Source organism: Syntrophales bacterium (genome assembly GCA_035363115.1).
Classification (GTDB): Bacteria; Desulfobacterota; Syntrophia; order Syntrophales; family PHBD01; genus PHBD01.
Map to the genome: position 1 here is coordinate 37,965 of DAOSEM010000011.1, position 20,294 is coordinate 58,258.

The 20,294-nt window shown below is 61.2% G+C and carries 16 protein-coding genes and 1 pseudogene; 1 reads left to right on the forward strand and 16 read right to left on the reverse strand.

Annotation, left to right across the window (positions count from 1 at the left end; genetic code table 11):
• Positions 1-44 precede the first annotated feature (44 nt).
• The 3 genes from PLO63_16265 to PLO63_16275 all read right to left on the reverse strand — a co-directional run bounded on the left by PLO63_16265 (position 45) and on the right by PLO63_16275 (position 4,061).
• Positions 45-1,343, reverse strand: a complete 1,299-nt coding sequence (locus tag PLO63_16265; protein HOI75701.1) for an MFS transporter — start codon at positions 1,341-1,343, stop codon at positions 45-47.
• A gap of 71 nt (positions 1,344-1,414) precedes the next feature.
• Positions 1,415-3,112: a thiamine pyrophosphate-binding protein gene (locus PLO63_16270; protein ID HOI75702.1), complete on the reverse strand. Its 1,698-nt coding sequence runs from the start codon at positions 3,110-3,112 to the stop codon at positions 1,415-1,417.
• 112 nt (positions 3,113-3,224) lie between these two features.
• Positions 3,225-4,061 carry an SDR family NAD(P)-dependent oxidoreductase gene (locus PLO63_16275; protein ID HOI75703.1) on the reverse strand — a complete coding sequence of 279 codons (837 nt, stop codon included), beginning with the start codon at positions 4,059-4,061 and terminating at the stop codon, positions 3,225-3,227.
• Between the two features lie 646 nt (positions 4,062-4,707).
• Between PLO63_16275 and PLO63_16280 the strand changes: the two genes are divergently transcribed.
• On the forward strand, positions 4,708-6,255 hold the full coding sequence (locus tag PLO63_16280) for an acetyl-CoA hydrolase/transferase C-terminal domain-containing protein (protein ID HOI75704.1): 1,548 nt from the start codon (positions 4,708-4,710) through the stop codon (positions 6,253-6,255).
• Positions 6,256-6,507: 252 nt separating this feature from the next.
• On the opposite strand, the gene PLO63_16285 is transcribed toward PLO63_16280, so the two are convergent.
• From PLO63_16285 to PLO63_16345, 13 genes and pseudogenes are all read right to left on the reverse strand, one after another.
• Positions 6,508-7,143 (reverse strand): PHP domain-containing protein, encoded by a 636-nt coding sequence (locus tag PLO63_16285; GenBank protein HOI75705.1) that lies wholly within the window; start codon positions 7,141-7,143, stop codon positions 6,508-6,510.
• Between the two features lie 101 nt (positions 7,144-7,244).
• Positions 7,245-7,697: a DUF2889 domain-containing protein gene (locus PLO63_16290; protein HOI75706.1), complete on the reverse strand. Its 453-nt coding sequence runs from the start codon at positions 7,695-7,697 to the stop codon at positions 7,245-7,247.
• Positions 7,694-8,206: a DUF2889 domain-containing protein gene (locus PLO63_16295; GenBank protein ID HOI75707.1), complete on the reverse strand. Its 513-nt coding sequence runs from the start codon at positions 8,204-8,206 to the stop codon at positions 7,694-7,696. Before PLO63_16295 ends, PLO63_16290 begins: the two co-directional genes overlap by 4 nt.
• Positions 8,203-9,645, reverse strand: a complete 1,443-nt coding sequence (coaE, locus tag PLO63_16300; GenBank protein HOI75708.1) for a dephospho-CoA kinase — start codon at positions 9,643-9,645, stop codon at positions 8,203-8,205. Before coaE ends, PLO63_16295 begins: the two co-directional genes overlap by 4 nt.
• Before the next feature lie 186 nt (positions 9,646-9,831).
• Positions 9,832-10,569 (reverse strand): CoA-transferase, encoded by a 738-nt coding sequence (locus PLO63_16305; protein HOI75709.1) that lies wholly within the window; start codon positions 10,567-10,569, stop codon positions 9,832-9,834.
• A gap of 48 nt (positions 10,570-10,617) precedes the next feature.
• A pseudogene (locus PLO63_16310) lies at positions 10,618-11,460 on the reverse strand (CoA-transferase).
• Between the two features lie 115 nt (positions 11,461-11,575).
• A complete protein-coding gene (locus tag PLO63_16315; protein ID HOI75710.1) occupies positions 11,576-12,547 on the reverse strand; it encodes an amidohydrolase family protein in 972 nt (323 codons plus the stop codon).
• A gap of 25 nt (positions 12,548-12,572) precedes the next feature.
• On the reverse strand, positions 12,573-13,391 hold the full coding sequence (locus PLO63_16320) for a CoA-transferase (GenBank protein ID HOI75711.1): 819 nt from the start codon (positions 13,389-13,391) through the stop codon (positions 12,573-12,575).
• The gene (locus tag PLO63_16325; protein HOI75712.1) at positions 13,381-14,439 is read right to left on the reverse strand and encodes a CoA-transferase; all 1,059 of its coding nucleotides are present in this window, start codon (positions 14,437-14,439) and stop codon (positions 13,381-13,383) included. The genes PLO63_16320 and PLO63_16325 overlap by 11 nt, the downstream gene beginning before the upstream one ends.
• A 343-nt stretch (positions 14,440-14,782) precedes the next feature.
• On the reverse strand, positions 14,783-16,687 hold the full coding sequence (locus PLO63_16330) for a sigma 54-interacting transcriptional regulator (protein ID HOI75713.1): 1,905 nt from the start codon (positions 16,685-16,687) through the stop codon (positions 14,783-14,785).
• Positions 16,688-16,783: 96 nt separating this feature from the next.
• Entirely contained in the window at positions 16,784-18,160 is a 1,377-nt protein-coding gene (locus PLO63_16335; GenBank protein HOI75714.1) for a sigma-54 dependent transcriptional regulator, read from the reverse strand.
• 6 nt (positions 18,161-18,166) lie between these two features.
• On the reverse strand, positions 18,167-19,246 hold the full coding sequence (locus PLO63_16340; GenBank protein HOI75715.1) for an ATP-binding protein: 1,080 nt from the start codon (positions 19,244-19,246) through the stop codon (positions 18,167-18,169).
• A gap of 103 nt (positions 19,247-19,349) precedes the next feature.
• A complete protein-coding gene (locus PLO63_16345; protein HOI75716.1) occupies positions 19,350-20,294 on the reverse strand; it encodes an electron transfer flavoprotein subunit alpha/FixB family protein in 945 nt (314 codons plus the stop codon).

The window sequence follows — 20,294 nt, forward strand, 5'->3', positions numbered from 1 at the left end:
TGCTCCTGTTCCTGCGCTGCAGAATGCGGCTCACGCCCCGCCGCTCAGCCCTCCATCTCCAGATCGACCTTTTCGACCTTTGCGAGATCCTTCTCATAGAAAAAGGACCCCAGGAAAAAGAGGACGGCGGAAATGACGAGGAATATCGGCAATACGGAGATGGCCGTCTTGATCCCGTACGAATCGGAGAGTGCCCCCAGCACCATGGGCGCCGTGAAGGCCCCGAGGGCGTTCTGGAAGATGACGCACACGGCGTAGGAAATGGCCCGGAGACCCGGATGGATGACGTCCTGGGTCACCGTGATCGCCGCCGGGGCAAAGGCCACGATGAGGACCCCCATCACCAGCAGGGCGGCGTACTGTGCCTTGCCGTCCAGAAGCGTGAAGGCTGTGAAGAGGACCACCGCCGTGAGAATCGTCGAGATGGCCGGGAAGAGCAGCCGGGCGCTGGCCTTTTTCTTGAACCAGACATCGGCGATCCAGCCGCCGACGGGTCCGCCGATGATGGCCAGCATCATGATCAGGCCCGTCTTCATCCCGGCCTGGCTCATGGGAATGCCGTCGATCCGGTGGAAATACGTGGGCAGCCAGGTGAGGATGGAGGTCGTCGTGAAGATGACGCCGGCGAACCCGATGTTGGTCAGCATCAGGGAGGGCGTGCGGATAAACTCCCGGAAGATGTCCATCTTGCTCATGGCCACCTTGACGGTTGCGGCGCCTCCCTCCTTGACCGTTCTCACCAGTTCCACCGTTTTGTAGTCCTTGATGAAGAAGAAGAGGATGGCGACGATGGCACCGGGAATCGCCACGATGCCGAAGGCGTGGCGCCAGCCCCAGGTCTCGGCGATGATGCCGCCCAGGCCGATGCCGATGGCACTGCCGAGAGGGATGGAGGCGTTCCACAGCCCCATCATCCGGGAGCGCTTCTCCGCCGGGAAGAGCCCCGAGAGCATCGCCGTGCCGCCGGGGGCGAAACCGGCCTCGCCGATGCCGATTCCCGTCCTGGCGATCAGGAGCTGCGGGAAGCTCTTCGTGAAGGCGCAGGCCGCCGTGGCGAAGCTCCAGAGGAGAGCCATGATGCCGATGGTCTTCTTGCGGCTCCAGCGGTCCACCAGGATGGAGGCGGGAATGGTCAGCGTGACGATCGCCCCAAAGACGATGGAGACGAGCATTCCGCACTCCGTGTCCGTCAGGCCCCAGTCCTTCTGGATGAAGGGGAACAGCGACGTCACGATGACCCGGTCGACATAGTTGAACAGGTAAAGCAGAAACAGCAGGGTGAACAGGTAATACGAGTAGCCCTTGGACAGCCTGTATCCCTTTGGTCCCGTCATGTCCGCCATGGCAGCTTTCCTCCAGTTCTTTCCGGGAAGCCCGGAATCATCTCCCGCTCCGCTCTTCCGTTTCTGTTACGTTAACTGGTTTTGTATCCGCCGAGGTTGGCCAGGGCCACGCTCCCGGGGCTGATCACCGAGGGATCAACCTTGACGTTCACGCAGGCCGTCTTTCCGGAGGCGAAGGCCGCCTCCAGGGCCGGACGGATGTCCTCCGGCCGCTCGACGCAGATCCCGAAGCCGCCCAGATTCTCGACCATCTTGTGGTAGTCCACCCAGCCGAGCTCCGTGCCGTTAGGAATATGGTGGCCCATGCGGAGCTGCTGGCTGTGCATGATCATGCCCCAGGACTGATCGTTGCCGATGACGACGACGATGGGCAGCTTCTTACGGATGGCCGTGTGGAACTCCATGAAGTTGAACCCGGCGGAGCCGTCGCCCATGATAACCAGGACACGCTTGTCCGGATTTTTCAGCTTGGCCGCGTTGCCGAAAGGAATGCCCACGGCGAGGCAGCCGTAGAGGCCGTAGTCGAGGTAGGTCCCGCCCCTGCGGACGGTCCGGGTCATGCCCATCCAGGTGGACGTGTCGCCGCCGTCGGCGACGACGATGTCGTCCTCCCGGTTCATGAAGTCGTTGACCTCCCGGGCCAGGCGCATGGGGTGGATGGGCAGCGTGTCCGCGTCCCACATGGACCGGGCCTGGGCCTTTCCGTCCGCGTCGGCCTTGCGGACCGTCTCCACCCAGCCCGCGTTCTGATCGCGCAGCGCCGCTCCGATCCCCCGGCCGTCGACGACGGAATTCAGCTCCGCCAGGAAGGCCTTGAGGTCGCTCACAATGCCGAGATCGACGGACCGGTTGCGGCCAATCTCGTCCGGCAGGATGTCCACCTGGATGAACTTGGCCGAAGGCTGGAAGATCTCCCCGAAGATGTAGAACAGGCTCAGCCGGCCGCCGAGGAAGAGCACGCAGTCGGCGCTCATCAGGGACAGCATCGCCGCCCCCGGGCGGATGGCCAGGGAGGATTCGAAGCACAGCGGATGGGTGTCGGGGACGACGCCACGACCGGCTCCCAGCGTGAAGACCGGAATGCCCGTCTTCTCGACAAATTCGGTCAGCTCCTTCCCGGCATCGGCATACCAGACGCCGCTTCCGGCGATGATGACGGGGCTCTTGGCAGCCTGAAGGAGATCGACCGCCTTCGCCGTGCTTTCCCGGTCGACGGGGGCGGAGGACAGGGAGGTCTTGACCTTCTTGACCTTTGTCATGTTCACCTCGGCGTTCAGAATGTCGCAGGGAAGCTCGAGGTAAACGGGGCCGGGCCGCCCACTCATGGCCGCCCGGAACGCCATGTCGATGAATTCAGGAATCCGTTCGGGCACCTGGCAGACGAGCGCCTTTTTCACCATCGGCGCGATCACGGGAAGCTGGCTCATGTCCTGCAGGTCCAGTTTCTCGACGCTCTCCATGCCGACGCACCCGGATATCAGGATGACCGGGGCATTGGAAAGCCTGGCGCTGGCAATACCCGACAGGGCGTTCGTGAATCCCGGGCCGGCCGTGACCATGGCCACCGCGGGCTTTCTCGTCATGCGCGCCCACGCCTCGGCCATGAAGACCGCCGCCTGCTCGTGCCGTGTGTCGAAAATCGTGATTCTCGAGTTTTCCAGGTACTGATAGATGGGAGTGATGTGTCCGCCGCTGAGGGAAAAGATGTATTCTACGTCTCTGTCGATCAACGCCTCCGCCGCCAGTTGGCCGCCGATGATCTTGCTCATGGTGTTTCCTCCGTGGATGTATTGAACGGGCAGCCCCGGGATCCGGCCTCCCCCGGGAAGGGAGCGGCCATCCGGAACGCCCGGCTGTTTCATTTCAACCCTATGTCTTCTTTCACAATTCCATGCACTGGCCGCCATCGAGGTTGATGGCCTGCCCGGTAATGTACCGCGAGGCGTCCGAGGCCAGGTAGGCCACGAGGTCTCCGGCGTCGCCCGGCAGCCCGATGAAGCCGAGAGGAATCGTCTTGCACATCTCCTTCTCCCGCTCCTCGATCGTCGTGTTGAAGAACTTCGCCTCCAGGCCGAAGCGCCATTTCTCAAGGTCCGTGGCGATCTGTCCCGGACAGATGGCGTTGACCCGGATCCCGAGGCCGCCCAGTTCCTTGGCCATGGTCTTGGTCAGCATGATGACGCCGGCCTTGGCCACGGCGTAGGCGCTGTTGAAGAGGGGGGGAACCTTGCCCGCCCGGGACGCCGTGTTGATGATGGAGCCCGGTTTGCCGGTCATCATGGGAATGACGGCCCTGGACACGCGGAACACGGAGAAGAGGTTGACGTCCACCGTCCGGATCCAGGCTTCTTCCTCATAGCTGAGGACGGTGTTTGGAACCCCGAAGGAGGCTCCGGCGTTGTTGCAGAGGATGTCGATGTGCTCGAAGTTCGCGCCCACTTTCCCGGCAAAGGCGGCGACGGACTCGCTGTTCATGACATCCACGGCGACGGCCAGTGTTTTCACGCCGTGCCTGTCGGCCAATTCCGCGGCGATGGCCTCCATCTCGTCGCTGGTAGCCGTCTTCAGAGGCTCATCCGGGTGAACGGCCTTCCCGAGATCGGCGATGATGATATTCGCGCCGCACGCTGCGAGCTTCGCGGCAATGGCATACCCGATGCCCGTCTTTTTCCCCGAACCGGTCACGATTGCTGTTTTCTCTTTTAAATCCGTATACATGATGAACCTCCATGGTTTGAGGTAAGCCTTACTCTATGCACTGTTCGAATTTTGAATACCGTTCAATTTATGGCCTGTCAAGAGATTTTTTTCCAGCATGCAGTTTTTTTTTCAGACTTGAAGCCGATTCGAAACGATCATGCCGCTCTCCAGGGTTCCGGCTGCCTGTCCTATCCTGTCCTATCCCGTCTTTTCCCGTCTTTTCCCGTCTTTTCCCGCCTTTTCGCCGTCATTGCACCGCCATTGCACCGTGCCATACCGCCCGTCTTTTCCGTTCGTCATGGCGGAGGCGGCTTCATGCCGGATGCGCGGAGAAGTCCTTCCGTCGATTCGCAGGCCGGCCAGGTTGCATCTTCTTCCGGCCGATGCCTGTCATGGAATCGGCATTCATTAGGATCTCTTCCACTTTTTCCCTTGACATCCATAGGCCACAAAGTTATGGGATAGTCGTCTCTTTCCTGATTCAAAAAAAGTTTCTAACTCCATACAAATCAAAGAAATTCAACGACGAAAGGGGGGATCCGATCGCCGGGAACGAAGTGCTGTCATTTGTTCACAGACAGGCGTGGCCATTTTCAATTCTATTAAACAACGTAGATCGGGGGGTTCGAGTAGATCTACACTGAAAAAGGAGGAGTATTAAAACATGGCCCAGCAGAAGATCGAGAACAAAGAGAAAGTATGGATGCCAACCCCGGTACAGCAGAAACTGAGAAACAAAACCATCACCGCAAAACAGTGGGCCGACATGGTCAAATCCGGCGACTGGATCAACCGCGGTGGCCCCGGGTCAGATACGTTCGTGACGATGGAGGCCCTGGCGGAGCGTCTCGGTGACGGCCCCGGGCAGGTGAACAACATCGAGATCTGGAACCAGGCCATCATGTGCGGCAACGGCTTCTGCGCTGCCGCCGACATGGAGGGGAAGCACCACATCCTTCACGAGGCCTTCATTCTTCCCACCGTCCGCGGTCTCATGACCAAGGGTTACAAGGCCGTCGACTGGAAGCACTGGGGCTGGGCCCTCGGCATGGACGCCGAATACGCCCGCTTCTACCGGAAGGACAGAGAGAAGCGCGCCATGGATTGGGGCGTCCAGGCCTGCGCGGTGCCCCAGGGCGGATACGTGAACGCCAGCTACGGCGTCAACAACTGGATGATCACCGCCAAGTCCTGCAAAAAATTCGTCTGTGAGATCCGCTCCGACTACGCCTGGTGCGAGGGATCGAGAGGCATGGTGCTGCCCATCGATGACGTCGACTACTTCGTCGAGGTGGACGTGGACGACGCGAAGTACCAGTGGCCCTATATCGCGGAAAAGAATATCTCACCGGATGATATCCAAAGGGCCATCGCGGCGAATTGCGTCTCCATCATGCGCGACGGCGACTGCATCCAGGTGGGCATCGGCGCTCTCCCCACGGCTGTCGTCATCGGCATGCGTGACCACGGACTGAAGCACCTCGGTGTCCACAGCGAGATGATCGGCGAGTACGCCTTCACACTCCTCGAGGCGGGCTCCGTGGACAATTCCCGGAAGAACATCGACAAGGGGAAATGCGGCTGGGCCTACATCATGCCCGTCGACACGCCCCGTTACTACGAGTGGGTGCACCGCAACCCGCAGTTCGCCGGGTACGACATCGGCTACACGAACAACATCGTGACGCTCTCCCAGCTCGACAACATGGTGACCGTCAACAACTTCGCCCAGATGGACCTCAGAGGAGTGAACGCAGCAGGCAACGTCGGCGGCCGTCCCATCTCCTCCACGGGTGGCCAGTTGCAGTTCACCCTTGGCGCGATGATGGCCAAGGGCGGCCGGGCCATCCTGGCGGCGACGGCCCGCGACGCCAAGGGCCGCTCCCGCTTTGTCTCCGCACTGGATTCGGGGAGCGCCGTGACCGTTCCCGACCAGCTCGTCACCTGGATCTGCACGGAGTACGGCATCGTCAACATCATGGGCTGCACCGACGCTGAAAAGGCGAGGAAGATCATCTCCATCGCCCACCCGGAAGACCGTGCGGAACTGGAGAAGGCAGCCGTGGAGAAACTCGGCATCAAGCTGAACCACTGGATGTTCAAGAATGCTCCCGACCGGCGGTTCCCGTCGCCCGAGGAGTTGAAGGACCACAAGTACGGATACATGGATCTGGAAGTCAAGCCGAGGGAGATTGCAAAGCTCAGCGACTGATTGTACAAGGAGAGAGAGGAATAGAAATAGGGCAGGGTGTCCGCACCCTGCCTTATTTTATTTTCGGTAAGCGCCATGCACACAAAGAGGCCGGGCAATCAGCCTGGCTTCCCGAGTCTTCGGCGAGTATGACAGAAAGGAGAAGCCGGCATCGGATCCATCCGTGCCGGGCAAATCACCGGCAGCCCGTTCCGCAGGCCATTCCCCCGACCATATTCAACAGGTTCCCGTCCGGCAAGCCGGGAACCGTCCTCAGGAGATCGCCGGCGCCGTGCCGACGGTGTAACGACCGGCCCGGATCTCTTCCACCAGTTCCCGTTCGTTGCGGATCTCCCGCTCAAAAACGGTCGCCCGTTTCCCGATCTCGTCGACCCGGTGGGCGTCGCTGCCCCCGGTGCCGGCCATCCCCAGGATCTTCGAAACATCCAGGGCCATCGAGTTTTCTTCCTCGGTGAGCTTTCCGTTGCAGACCTCGATCGCATCCACAAGCTGAAACAGCCGCCGCTTCGCGGCCTGATCCGGCGTCATCCGGAGCTGGCCGAAGCCGAACACCTTGAAGCCCCGGAACGGGTGGGCGGCAATCATGAAGCCGCCCGCCGCCAGGACCTCACGCCGCAGGTCCGCAATGGGAACGATGTCGGGGACAGGGACGGAGTACTGGAAGACCAGGATGTCTCCCTGGTCGGTGGTGATTTCGTTTCCCGAGAAGATCGCGATCCCCGATTGCCGTGCCAGCTCGTCCAGTTCGCCGCGTCCCCAGAGGGCATGGTGCTCCGTCAGGCAGACGCCGTCGAGGCCCCGGCGCTTCGCCTCGGCAACCATTTCCAGAGGATCGATATGGCTGCAGGGGGACAGTGGTTTTGTATGGACATGCAGATCGATGATCATGGAATATCGCTTTCTACAGGGACGGCGTTATGCCGCCCGGATCGTTTCATCATGGTCGAGGGACAGGGAGGACGAATGGACCCATCCGTCCCCCCGGGATCTCACATGACCAGCGGAGTCCCCGGCGCCTCCGGATGGTCGGCCAGCCACGCAGCCGCCAGGGCCCCAAGGTCGGCCCCGGGATCGCTCTTCAGTCCCGCCGCCAGGGATCTCGCCAAGCGCGCCGGATCGAGGCATCGCCCGCACTCCGTGATGATCTCCGCGAAGTGCTCGCAGCCATTGCGCCCGATGTCCCGCATGACGGCCTGCATCCACCCCTCGGCGCGCAGCGACATCCCCACGGCGGACTGAAGCCGGTCCACGGCCTGAGGGCAGACGGGCGTCGTGTAGCGCTTCATCCAGCCCTTGACGGCCAGGATCACGCCGTCGGCAATGCGGACGTCCATCTCGATCTCCATGGCGTAGATGTGATCCTCCTGGGTGCCGTGAACACGGACGGTTTCCTCGTCCAGGAACTCCATTCCGATGAGCTGGCTCCGGCTGAAGGTGATCATGAGACGCCTCCTTTCAGGTCGAGCCCACGGACGAGCGGGCTGTCCTCGGCAAAGGCCACGCAGCTCCGGTACAAGCGGGGATTGGCCTGCAGCATGGCGCGGACGGGGGCGAGGCGCTCCTCCTCGGTGGTGTACGTGTATGTTTCAAACTCCTGGATGCCCGGCAGGGTGAAGTTGAGGATGACGGCGTTGCAGCATTCGAGGACCCCTTCGGTGAGGTCGATGTTGCCGGTGTCCCCGCCCATCAGTCCCCTGACGATCTTGCGCAGGCCTCCCCCTACCCGCACCCCGACCATTTTGCGGACGACCTCCTCCGCCCGGACCCCTTCCCGGTGGGGCGAGCGGCGGATGTTCGCCTTGGCATCGACGATCTCGAGGTCCGGCAGCTGAAACGTGAGGGTCATGTCCACGTCGACCAGGTCATCCGAGAGCCGCCAATGGACGGCCAGGTTTCCCGTCGGCAGAGGCTCCACCTCCACAATCTTGTTGCGCATGAATGCTACGGTCATGAGGGATCCTTTCTTTCTTTGATCCGCTGTGCCTTTTCCCGCTGGAGCCCCTGCAGGGTCGTCCAGAGGGTCTCCACCTGCTTCCTCGTCTCTTCCGGTGTGCCGGAGTTGTCGATTACAAAATCCACATAGCCCTTCTTTTCCTCGACGGACATCTGGGAGCCCACCATGGCCGCGGCCATCTCCCGGTTGACGCCGTCACGCTCCATCAGCCGTCTCGCCTGCTCCTCCGGGGGCGTGTAGACGAGAAGGAGCTTGTCGAACATGAAATTCATGTTGGTCTCGATGAGAAGGGGCACCGCCACCTGGATGATCGCCTCGGGATTCTTCCGTGTATGCTCCGTAACCTGTTTCAGGAAGGCCTCGCCGATCCGCGGGTGAATGAAGCTCTCGAGCTTTTTTCGCTTCTCCATGTCGGTGAAGATGATCTCGGACAGTTTCTTGCGGTCCAGGGAGCCATCGTCCTGGAGGACCTGGCTGCCGAAATAGGCGGCGATGTCCTTCAGGGCGGGCTGGCCCGGCTCGACCACGATCCGGGCCAGGACGTCGAAATCGATCAGGGGCGACCCCATCTCTTCCAGCATGCGGGACACCGTCGACTTGCCCGTGGCGATGCTTCCCGTGACGCCCAGCATGAGGGCCGTGCTGCTCCGGATCCCCTCGATCATGGCCGGCCCGGTCGCGTACGCGCCGGGGAGCGCCTGCGCCAGATCCAGCTCCGCGCCGGACATGCTGATGGGATAGCGGATGCCTCGCTTGTAGAGGGTCTCCAGTCCGGAGACCGCCTTGTCCAGCATCCCCGGCGGCAGAGCCATGACCAGTTCGTCGTCCTGGGCGTGGCCGTAGCGGCGCTCCCCGAAGCAGGGAATGGTGAGGGAAGGCCTGCCGGTGAGATGGCAGCGGGCGATGGCGTCGGAGCAGGAAGACTCGCCCACGCAGAAGAACTCCATCACCCGGTAGTCTTCGAACTGAAGGGCGTTGATCAGGAGGATCATCTGGGCCGGATTGGCATAGATGAGGATCATGTCCGGATCGAAAGGGTTGTAGGCCAGGGGCGCCATGGCAACGGCCTGGTACTTCCCGGGCGGAATCCGGGGAACGGCGTTTTCGTACGTTTCCCCGTCGCGCCTTGTTTTTGTCCAGATAATGCTCCGGAACGTCCCATCCCGGAGGAATTCCGGCATGCCGGTCAGGCCGACGATGGACGTGCACATCGGGCCCACCATGTCCGTGTCGTCGGCCCCGACGGTCCAGTCGAAGCTGCGCACCAGGTTGATGAGCTGGCAGAGGGTCGATTTGTGGCCCAGGCGCCGCATGAATGGAATCGCCGCCAGGTCTTCCCGGTTTTCCAGGAGCTTGAACGCCACGGGGAACGTCTTCAGTCGCAGCAGCTGTTCCATCCGGCGTATGGTTTTTCCCCAGTCACGCGTTGTCGCCATGTCAGCCCTCCTTCGGCTCTTTCCTCAGGTCTGCTTGTTCCTGTTGTCCTCCGATGTCGATTTCCACGCGACGGGGCTTTCTATTATGAACAGCATCCGCTGTAAAGTCCTTTCCCGCCTCCAGTCCATCGACCCGGCTCCATTGCCGCCGCTCTCTCCGCCCCTCCCGGTTCGGATGCGGCCCCTTCAGCCCCAGATCATCCGGCACACCAGGGGATAGATCGTCCTCATCTTTTCCAGGACCGGCCCGTGCAGGGCGATCCGCTCCTCCTCCGTCAGCGGCTCCATGACCGGAATGTCCCTTCCCGCCGCCTCCAGGTCGAATCCCGTGTTTTCCACGACCTCTTCGAGCGTCACGCCGGGAAGGAGCCTGTCCAGCACGACCCGCTTCTTCTCGTCGTCAAATTTCATGATGCACAGGGGCGTGACGATATGCGACAGGCCGCCGCGCCGCCACGGGGTCTTCACCTCGCCGTCGAAGGCCGTGGCATTGACGAAGTCCACCTTCGGCACAAAGAGCTTTTTCGTGTGCGTCATGGTGAAGAGAATGGTTCGCCGGCTCATGGAATAGAGCATGGCCGACCCGGCCCCTCCCGGCAGCCGCAGTTTGGGCCGGTCGTAATCCCCGATGACCGACAGGTTGATGCTCCCCTGTCGGTCGATCTGAAGACCCGAGAGGAAGAACACGTCCACCTTCCCCTTCTGGGCAACCCCGAAAAACTCGTGGAGTCCCTCGGAGAGCCGGTTTTCCGGATCGCCATAGAGCATGGGCTCCAGATCCGGGGCGTGGGTATGCTTGGCAAGGAGGCACCCCGCCGCCGGAAGGGGGGACAGTGTGCCCGTAACAACCATCTCGCCGTTTTTCAGGAGCCGGGAGATGGCACCGATCATCTTTTCGAAGGATTCCGTCTGGCTGTTTCCCATGATTCATCCTCTCTGCACGGTTTCTTTTGTCGAACGGAACGACCGGTTCTACGCCCGTTCCGGCGGCCTGAAGCCGACCTTTTCCAGGTAAGCCTCATGATCGGCCGGACCCGTGATATACGTCTCCAGGTAATTCAGAAAAGAGGCCTCATCCTTCGCGGCGGCGAGGTAGGTCATGATATGGCCGGCGTCGATTCCGTAGCGGCCCGGGCATTCCGTCGGATGAGCCGCCCCCGGCGCCACCACAACCGCATCGATGTGCACGGGCGCCACGTAGACCTCCTGCAGCCCTGGCAGGACCTCGTCCGGCTCGACGAGCTCCTCGACGACGGCGATGGTCTTCCGCGCCGCCGTGGCCAGCAGCCGATCGTTCCGGGCGCCCAGGACGGTGATGCCGCCAAACCGGTCTCCCTTGAGGCCGTGGATGACCGCCACATCCGGGATGATGGGCGGAACCACGACATAGTCCTCACCCGAATAGGGATCTTTGACGATCTTGAAATCGTCCCGGATTTTCATGTAGTCCGTCCCCAGGAAACCGATGACCGGGATGAACGGCAACTGATGGGCTCCAGCCTGGAGCCCCAGGAGCAGGGCCGGTCACATGGTCTCCAGGAGCTTGAGCCGTCCGGCTTCCGCCCATTTTCGGAAATGGGGGGCCAGCCCGAACTCGTCGAGGACGATCTGGGGGAACTGGATCGTCTCCACGGCCCCGGCGCCGATCAGGAGATCTGTCACGTATCCCCCAGTCAAAACAGGCGTCAGGGTGAGCCCGCGGATGCCGTTCCGGACGATCTCCCGGATCACCGGCATGGGATTCATCGCCATCCCGGCACCGACGCCGAGGTGCATCCCGTCTTCCACCATCCGGGCCGCTTCGGCCGCGGTCATCAGTTTGTCTCTCATCATTTCGTTCCTTTTTCTGTCAGGATTTATGCAAACAGAAGCCGGTCCTCCCCTCCCGCTCGGGTGTCCGCCGGCGCTTCCCGCTCCGGGAAGCGCCGGGTCAGGAAGACAATCCGAACAGGCGGGCCGCATTGCCGTACAGCCACTTGTGCTTGACCGTCTCCTTCAGCGGCAGTTCCATGATGCCGTCGGCCAGTTGCCTGATCGTTCGTCCCATGAACAGCCAGGTCGAGCCGAACAGGATCTTGTCCTGCAGGACGGAGTTGCCGAGCTGCATCAGCGTCTCCCAGCCCGAGCCCGGCATCCCGAGGTATTTGGGATCGATGGACGAGATGTCGATATACACGTTTTCGTTGCGCCGGACCACGGCCATCATCTCCGGAACCCAGGGCCAGCCGCCGTGGCCGGCGATGATCTTGAGCTCGGGGAAATCCTGTGCCACGATGTCGAAGTAAACCGGCCTCTCCACCTCCATGTTGTTGGTGGAGTAGTTGATCCCCGTATGGAACCAGACGGGGATGTCGAGCTCGACACAGGTGGAGTACAGGGGATACATCTTTGCGTGGTGGGGCGGAATGCCGAACATGAACGGCCGCACCCCGATCCCCCGCAGGCCCAGGTCGTAGCAGCGCCTGATCTCCCGCACGGCCGCCATGCCCTTCAGGGGATCGATTCCCGCCATGCCGATGAACTTGTCCGGGTACTGCCTGACGATATCGGCATAGTAGTCGTTGGGCAACCCCTTGAGCCTGCTGGGAGTCTCTTCATCCAGGTTGAAGATGACGGCTTTCTCCACCTCCATCTCATCGAGCTGCTTTATGAAGTCCTCCAGCTTCATGGCCATGAACTTCATCTTCGGCCCCAGGACCTTCCGCAGTTCCTCCTGGCTCATCGTGATCTTCATCCGGTAGAACTCTTCCGCGGTGATACCCATCAGCGGGGCGACCCGCGGCCCGAAAACGTTCTTGAGGTAGGGGGCCATCTGGGGCGGCAGGGAGACGGGAAGGTCCACGACGACCTCTTCCGTGGGCACATAACAAAGGGCATCGATGATTTTATACGGTTGGCTCATCTTATGATTCTCCTCCATTCCGGGATCAGGCTCCTTTTGAAAGGAGATTGAAAACCTGCTTCATCACGACTTCGAGCTGCAGCTTCCGTCCCATGGTGACATCCGGTGCGAAATTGCGGAGGATGGCGATCTCCTCTTCCGTGGGCGCCGGTGTCGTTTCCAGATGATCAGCAATCTTCAGGTCCCAGGGCACTTCCGCCCGGATTTCATCCAAGGCCGCCCCGGGGTGGAGCCCCGCCAGGTACATTTCCTTCGTGACCTTGTCGAACTTGAAGACACCCCGGGTCGTGATGAGCACACTCGGCCCGGATCCCGCGGGCATCCCCGCCGCGTAGCGAGATTCGCCGCCATCCAGATACCCGGGAGACGTGAAGTAGTCCAGCTTTTCCACGAAGGTGCCGCCGCTCATGGTGAGGATGGCCCGGCCGGCGTAGCCGATGAACTCCGGGGCCCCCCCGGCACCGGTCATGCGGGTGGCGTAGTTGCCGGGCTCACCCAGGTAGCTGCTGTTCATGTTGCCGTACCGGTCGATCTGGCCGACCCCGAGAAACGTCACATCTACGTAGCCCTGGTTCAGAATTGTGGTGAAGATGTCGATCATGTCGCAGGAATACGTGAATCCGCGGGTGCAGGTGGGATCGGCAATGTGCAGCGGGACCTTGAACGGGTCGATCCCCAGGAGTCCCGCCTCGGTGAGGATCACCGCGTTGGGGGCGTGGGTCTTCCGCGCCAGGACGCCCGCGGCCATGGCGATTCCCTGGCCGATGACGACAAACTCCCTGTCCTTCAGCTCCTTGGCAGCCCTGGAAACAATCAGCTCCTGAATCGTATATTTAGTTGCCATCGATCAAAGCTCCTTTCCCGTCCAGCATGGCGACGAATTCCTGCATGGTCATGCCCATGCTCTTCGAGTATCCCTGATCGTCCCAGTCGAGGGAAAACGTTGATCCGTAATCGGCGGGAACGCTCTTGAACGGCCTGGCCCGGAAGGCATCGAGGGTGTCCCTGCCGAACTTTCGGACATACTTCTCGATGTATTCCTGCCGGTCCGCCACGCTGTGAACCCATTCGTCGAACCACATCGTTGCCGCATCCGGGTTTGCGCAGGACCCGAAGAAGAGAGCCCGAAAGGGGAAATCATAGTCGTAATGCCCCAGCACCTCGGAAGGATGCGCTCCCCAGGGACAGTGTACGACGGCGCAGACCTTGTGCGAAGGGACGATGGTCAGGTGGGGGGAAGACATGATCACGTCCCTGTCGACGATCTCCTCACATGAAAGGATCACCTTTTTTGCCGCCAGGGCCGCCCACTTGCTGTTGATCATGGCCCCCCAGAGCTGCCCGTTTCCCGCCTTGTCGGCCCGCTGCACATGCATCAGGGCAAAATCGGGATTGTACCCCTTGACGACCAGCATGTCCCGGCCGGTGAACGGGTCCTTGATCCCGGCAAAACGCTGGTCGCCCAGAAATCCTTTTTGTTGCACCACATCGGTGACCTTGATGCCCGGCAGGACGGGCAGGAAAGGATACCCCATGGCCCCGGCCTTCATCATGGACAGCAGGGTGTGATTCGTCATCTCCTCAACGACGACCTGCCCCTCCTTGATGGCTCGATCGAGCGGGGTGACGATCCTGGGACCTCCGGCCCTGAAATTGTAGGCCATGACGACGCGATCGATCACACTGCTCAGGATGAGCTGGTCGATTTCCTCGATGCCGCCCTGCTGAAATGCCATCAGGTTCTTCTTCCGCTGCCGGATCAGCTCGTGGGTCAGCGCCAGCGGCATGGAATAGAGACAGTTGGCAAAGACGAAGGATTCTCCGTTGTTGACAAACCTCCCGACGGCCTCGGGCGCGGTCATTCGCTTATCCGCATCCATGTATTTTTCCATCCGGATCTCCTTTCCGCAACGCATGCGGCGCTGGTTCTCTTACGATCTGGAAACATTCACATGCACACTATTCCCATCCTGCCTGCGGCCTCGCAGATTCATTGCATTCGGGGGCACCGTTACACGATGCCCTGCCCGGGAAAGGCTGCAATCGATCGACTGCACACCCAATGGCAAGGGATGTGCCATCGTCTCCGAAGCCGATTCAATTGCGCATCCGGTTGTATTCGAAGGGATCTATGAAAGTGGAGACAAAACGGAGTGTGGCCGTTCCGTAAATACAGCGTCCATATGTGAACAGCCCATTGACACTAAATGAACACTCTTCGGCGGCCGGACGTTCTCACGCCTTGTCCGCGTTGTAGCGCCTGATCTTCTTGTACAGGGTGGTGCGGGATAGCCCGATCTCTCGGGCGGCCCGGCTGATATTGCCGTGATGGATCTCCAGGAGCCCCATGATCTGCCTCTTCTCGATCTCACCCGACTTCTGCCGGAATCGCATGCGGGCCGCCTCGACGTCGATGGGGTCCGCCGGACCGGCCGCATCCAGTGCCGCTCCGGGGGGTGAAGCGGAGGACGGGTCGGCCATCCGGATATCCTGCGGCAGATGCTCCATCTCCAGGGAGCTGCCCGCCGTTCCGTTCACCATGCGCTCGACCACGTTCTGCAGTTCCCGGACGTTTCCGGGCCATCCGTAACGGACCAGATGCTTCTCGACGTCGGAGTTGATCCTGCTGCTCTTCCGGTTCGCCTTCTTTTCCGCCGTTTTCATGAAGTGGTGGAAGAGAAGCATGATGTCCCCGCGCCGCTCCTTCAGCGGCGGGATCTTGATGTTGATGACGTTCAGACGGTAATACAGGTCGCTCCGGAAGCTTCCGGCCCTCATCTCGCTGTAGAGGTCCCTGTTGGTCGCGCAGATGATGCGGACGTCGACGGGAATGGCGTCGTGCCCGCCGATGCGGGTCAGTTTCTTCTCCTGGATGACCCGGAGCAGAGCGACCTGCTGATCGAGGGACATGTCGCCGATTTCATCCAGAAACAGGGTTCCTCCCGAGGCCAGCTCGAACTTGCCGGGATTGCCGCTTTTCTTGGCCCCGGTGAAGGCGCCCTCGGCGTATCCGAACAGCTCGCTGGCGATCAGCTCCCTCGGGATGGCGCCGCAGTTCACGGCGATGAAGGGCCCCCGGCTCCTGGGCCCGTAGTTGTGGATGGCCTGCGCGAAGAGCTCCTTTCCCGTGCCGCTCGCGCCCTCGATCACGACGCTGCTGTCGCCCAGGGCGGTGTTCTTTGCATTCTCGATCAGGGCCAGCATGATCGGGTCCCGGGTGATGATGTCTTTGAAACAGAACGTCGCCCGGTAGCCGCTGAATCGCTGGACCAGCCGGTGCACGTCCTTCATCGGCCTGAGAACGATGACGCCGCTCTGGACCGTCCCGTCCTCGTCCAGGATCGGGGTCCCCGAAACCAGCAGGTTCAGGGAGCCTTCCGACGTCGGGAAGAGGATTTCCTCGTCGCTGAAAGACTTCTTTTCCCGGAGCATCCCGTTCAGGATGCTGTCGCTTTCCTTCAGGATCATGTGCGAAAGCCGCCGCTTGATCTCTTCGGCGGCAGGACCCGATGCACGGTCGAGGAATGCGTTCAGCAGGAGAACGTCGCCGTCCTGGTTCACGGTGGCCACGCCGTCGGAGATGTTTCGGAGGATGTTGCCGAGATTCTGGTTGAGGAGCATCAGCTCCTTGTTCTTCCGGTTCAGCTCCTCCGTCCTCTCCTTCACGCGCCGTTCCAGCTCGCTTTGCGACGCCTGCAGTTCCCCGGTCAGGCGCTTGTTCTCCGTGACGTCCACACAGGCCATCACGATGGTGTTCTTCCCGCGCCACGGGGTGATCAGCCAGAACACATTGACCCACATCACCTCGCCGTTTTTCTTGATGAGCCTGAATTCACGCGTCGGAGGAACCGCCTCGCCGTGAAGCCTGGCCAGCCCGCGCGGCTTGATCCAGGCGGCGTCATCGGGGTGCGTCACCTCCCAGAATCGCTTTCCCCGGACCTCCTCCAGCGAATAGCCCGTCATCTTTTCGCCGACCGGGTTCAGGTAGATGAAGCCGTCGATGTCGTAGGCGCATACGATCACCTGGAGATCTTCCACCATCTGCCGGAAGTCGATGCGCCCGAGCCAGTCCTGCTTCCCCCGGGCTGTCGATTGGTCTTCGCGGCTGCCGTTATTCGCGCCACCCGCCCCGCGGTTCATTTCGTTCAAGCGCCTCCAATCAATGACAGGGACCAGGTGTCAAGCCCGGTCCCCGGTTGTTCCCGGCCGCCTTCGCCGGGGCCGCGGTCCGCTGTCCTACGGTCCCTTGAGCGGGGACATGGCACCGAGATCGATGTTCAGCTTCTTGATTCGGTAATACAGGGTCCTCTTGGGCATCTTCAAGGCCTGGGCACACTTCTCGATGTTCAGGTTGTTCTCGACCAGCGCCTGCTCGATGGCATGTTTTTCCGTCGTCTCGAGAATCTCGTTCAATCCCAGGTTCAATTCCCGGAAGGCCCAGTATCCCTGGTTCAACTCCAGCGGGAGGTGGCTGATCTCGATCACCGGATCCTGCCCCATCAGGATGAGCGCCCTCTTGATGACGTTCTCCAGTTCCCGGATGTTGCCCGGCCACTCGTAGGAAGTGAGCTTCATCGCGGCTTCCGTGGAGAGGGAGACGCCTTTTCGCGAACCGTATTTGTTGATGAAGAAATAGGCCAGGGGGATGATGTCCCCGGCGCGATCCTTGAGCCTCGGCATGACCAGGGTGAACACGTTCAGGCGGTAGTACAGGTCCTGGCGGAAGGTTTTCTGCTTCAGCATTTCCTGGAGGTTCTGGTTGCTGGCGGCGATGATCCGCATATCCACCTTGTGAAGACGGTTGCCTCCCACCCGCTCGAACTCCAGGTTCTGGATCAGGCTGAGGAGCGCAGCCTGGGCGCTGAAATCCAGAAGGCTGATCTCGTCCAGGAAAAGCGTACCCCCGTCGGCCCGTTCGATTTTTCCCTGCTTCTGGCTGGAGGCCCCGGTAAACGCCCCCTTCTCGTACCCGAACAGCTCGCTCTCCACGAGACTGCTCGGCAGCGTGGCGCAGTCCACCCGGACGAAGGGACCGCCCCGGCGGAGACTCCGGTCGTGAATCTCTCTCGCAATCAGGCTTTTCCCCGTTCCGCTTTCCCCTTCGATCAGGATCGGGGAATCGGACAGGGCGATCTGATCGATGAACGAATCGAGCTTTTTCGCCCCGCAGGAAATGTCCGAAAAATAGATGCCGGGAGAAATCAGGCGGTCGTCGCTCTGGGCCAGCAGGTTTTCATAGGCGACCTTCCACTTCCGGGCGGCCTTCTCGATGACGGACAGGAGATTGTCCACTTCGAACGGTTTCGTGATGAAGTCGTAGGCGCCTTTCTTCATTGCCTCGACGGCGATGTTGATGGTGGCGTTTCCTGTCAGGATGATGACGATCGTCTCCGGACTTTTTTCCTTTATTTTCTGCAGGACGTCCAAGCCGGCGATCTTGGGGATCTTCAAATCCAAAAGAACGATGCTGGGGGAATGGGCGGCAAAGAGATCGAGGGCCTCCTGCCCGTCACGGGCCAGGAGCGTTGCGTAGTTCCTCCCCTTGAGGCATTCGTCGAGGACGAACAGCATGCTGACGTCGTCTTCCACGACCAGAATGGGAGATGCGTCCATTCTTCCTCAGTACCCTTTTTTCACGGGCAGCCTGACCGTAAACACCGTTCCGCTGTTCCGGTCGGAGGCAACCTCGATGTGCCCGCCGTGCTTGCTGACGGTCGTATGCGCGATGGAGAGGCCGAGGCCCGTTCCACTGTCCTTGGTCGTATAGAAAGGATCGAAGATCCGGTCCAGGCAGTCGGCGGGGATCCCCTTCCCTGAATCCGTGATCTGAACCACGATCCAGTCATCCTCGGAGAACGCCTTGACCTGGATCCGGTCGTCGTCCCCGGTGGCCTCCATCGCATTGATCATCAGGTTGAGGAATGCCTGCATGAGCATTTCCTGGTCCCCGTGAATGGCCGGCAGATCCGGGGCGAGGTCCTCCTCCATCCGGGTTTTCCTGAGCGGGTTGTTCAATTTCCCGAGATAAATGACTTTTTTGAGAAGCTCCGCGACGTTCAGAGAGGAGACGCCGAGGTTCGATTTGCCCGCATAGGCCAGAAGCTCGCGGCTGAGCTTGTCCAGCCGGTCCACCTGGCTTACGATCATGTTCAGGTAGGTCTCGCTCTTCTCGTCCCCTTTGATCCTCTCCTTCACCAGCGTGGCCAGCGCCTTGATCGTCCCCAGAGGCGTCCGGATCTCGTGGGAGATGCCGAGGGACAGCTGCCCGAGGGCGGCCAGCCGGTCCGCCCTCTGGACCTCGGCCTCCAGCTTCTTCTCCTCGCTGATGTCCTGCGTCCACATGATCACGCCGAGCTTCCCGCCCGCGGCGTCCCGGCACAGGGTGGCAAAGCAGTTGATGTCGAGTATCGTTCCCGCATGGTTCTGGAACACGACCCTCGTGGCCTTGATGCCCTGCTCCGTCCGGATGGCATATTCGAAGGTCCGGTTCATCCTGGCCCGTTCGTGTTCCGCGAGGCAAAGCAGAAATGATTTGCCCATCAACTCCGCTTTCCGGACTTCCCACATCTCTTCGGCGGTTTTGTTGAAGGCCAGGACATTCCCGTTCAGATCGGTCAGGATGATGCCGATGCCGATGCTTTCAAGGATGCTTTCCTGAAAATTCTTCGGCCTGGGCAGTTCTATCTTCTGGATATCCACGGTTCGCTTCCCGTTCGATCGTTGGAACCCGTCATAGCATATCTGCGGATGGACCCCAATATGAAGTTTCCCGTTCTGTCCCATACCCGGCCGGGCGGTTGGATCAATGCGCCCCTCCCTCCAGCGTCTCGGCAAGTTCCCGAAGAATATCCTTCAGGTCCGCGGTCATCACATAGTCCGCCGATTGCATGGCATTGGCGTTCTCGTCACGGTTGACTGCGACGATCGTTCCGGCATCGCGGATCCCGACCATGAACTGAACCTGGCCGGAGATGCCCAGCAGGAGCGCCAGCTCCGGCTTGCAGATTTTCCCGGAAAGCCCGATGACCCGGTCTTCCGAAAGCCACTTCCGGTCCGTGGCCACGGGTTTTGAACAGGCGACCTCGCCTTTCAGGGCGGCGGCGATCCTGTCCACGGTCGCCAGATCGTCCCGGTTCTCCATTCCGCACCCCACCGCCACAAGAACGGGGGCCGTCTCGATCTGGACTGCATCCCCGGCCCTCGGGCGGGATTCCTGAAGCCGGATGCCGGAGCCTTTGACGTCCACGGACAGGTCGACAACCCGGCCGGCGCCTTCCGGGGCGGCCACAAACGCCTTGGCCGCCAGGGCAATCACCTTCTTCGGGGTTGTCACAGCCTGGACGGCGACAGTGGCCCCTCCCAGGGCATTCCGCGTGCACTCGATCCTGCCAGACCGGACCTCCAGGGCGCTGACGTCGGTCAGGCATCCTGCGTCGAGCATCTGGGCCAGACGCCCCGCCAGTTCCTTTCCCCGCCGGTTCGAGGAGAGGAGGACGACATCCGCATTAAGGGCCTCGACGGCCCTGCGCAGGGCCCGGGCCACGGATGCCGGGTCTTCGAGCCGGATGTCTCCGCCATCGATCCGGCAGACCTCGGCTCCCCTGCCGGCCAGGGCCTCCGCCTGATTCGGATTGTTGATGCTGACCGCCTTCACGGCGGCCCCAGTATGCTCTGCGATGGATCGGGCCGCCGACAGAAGCTCAAACGCAAGCCGGTCCCGATCGCTGTATACGATGATTCCCGCCAT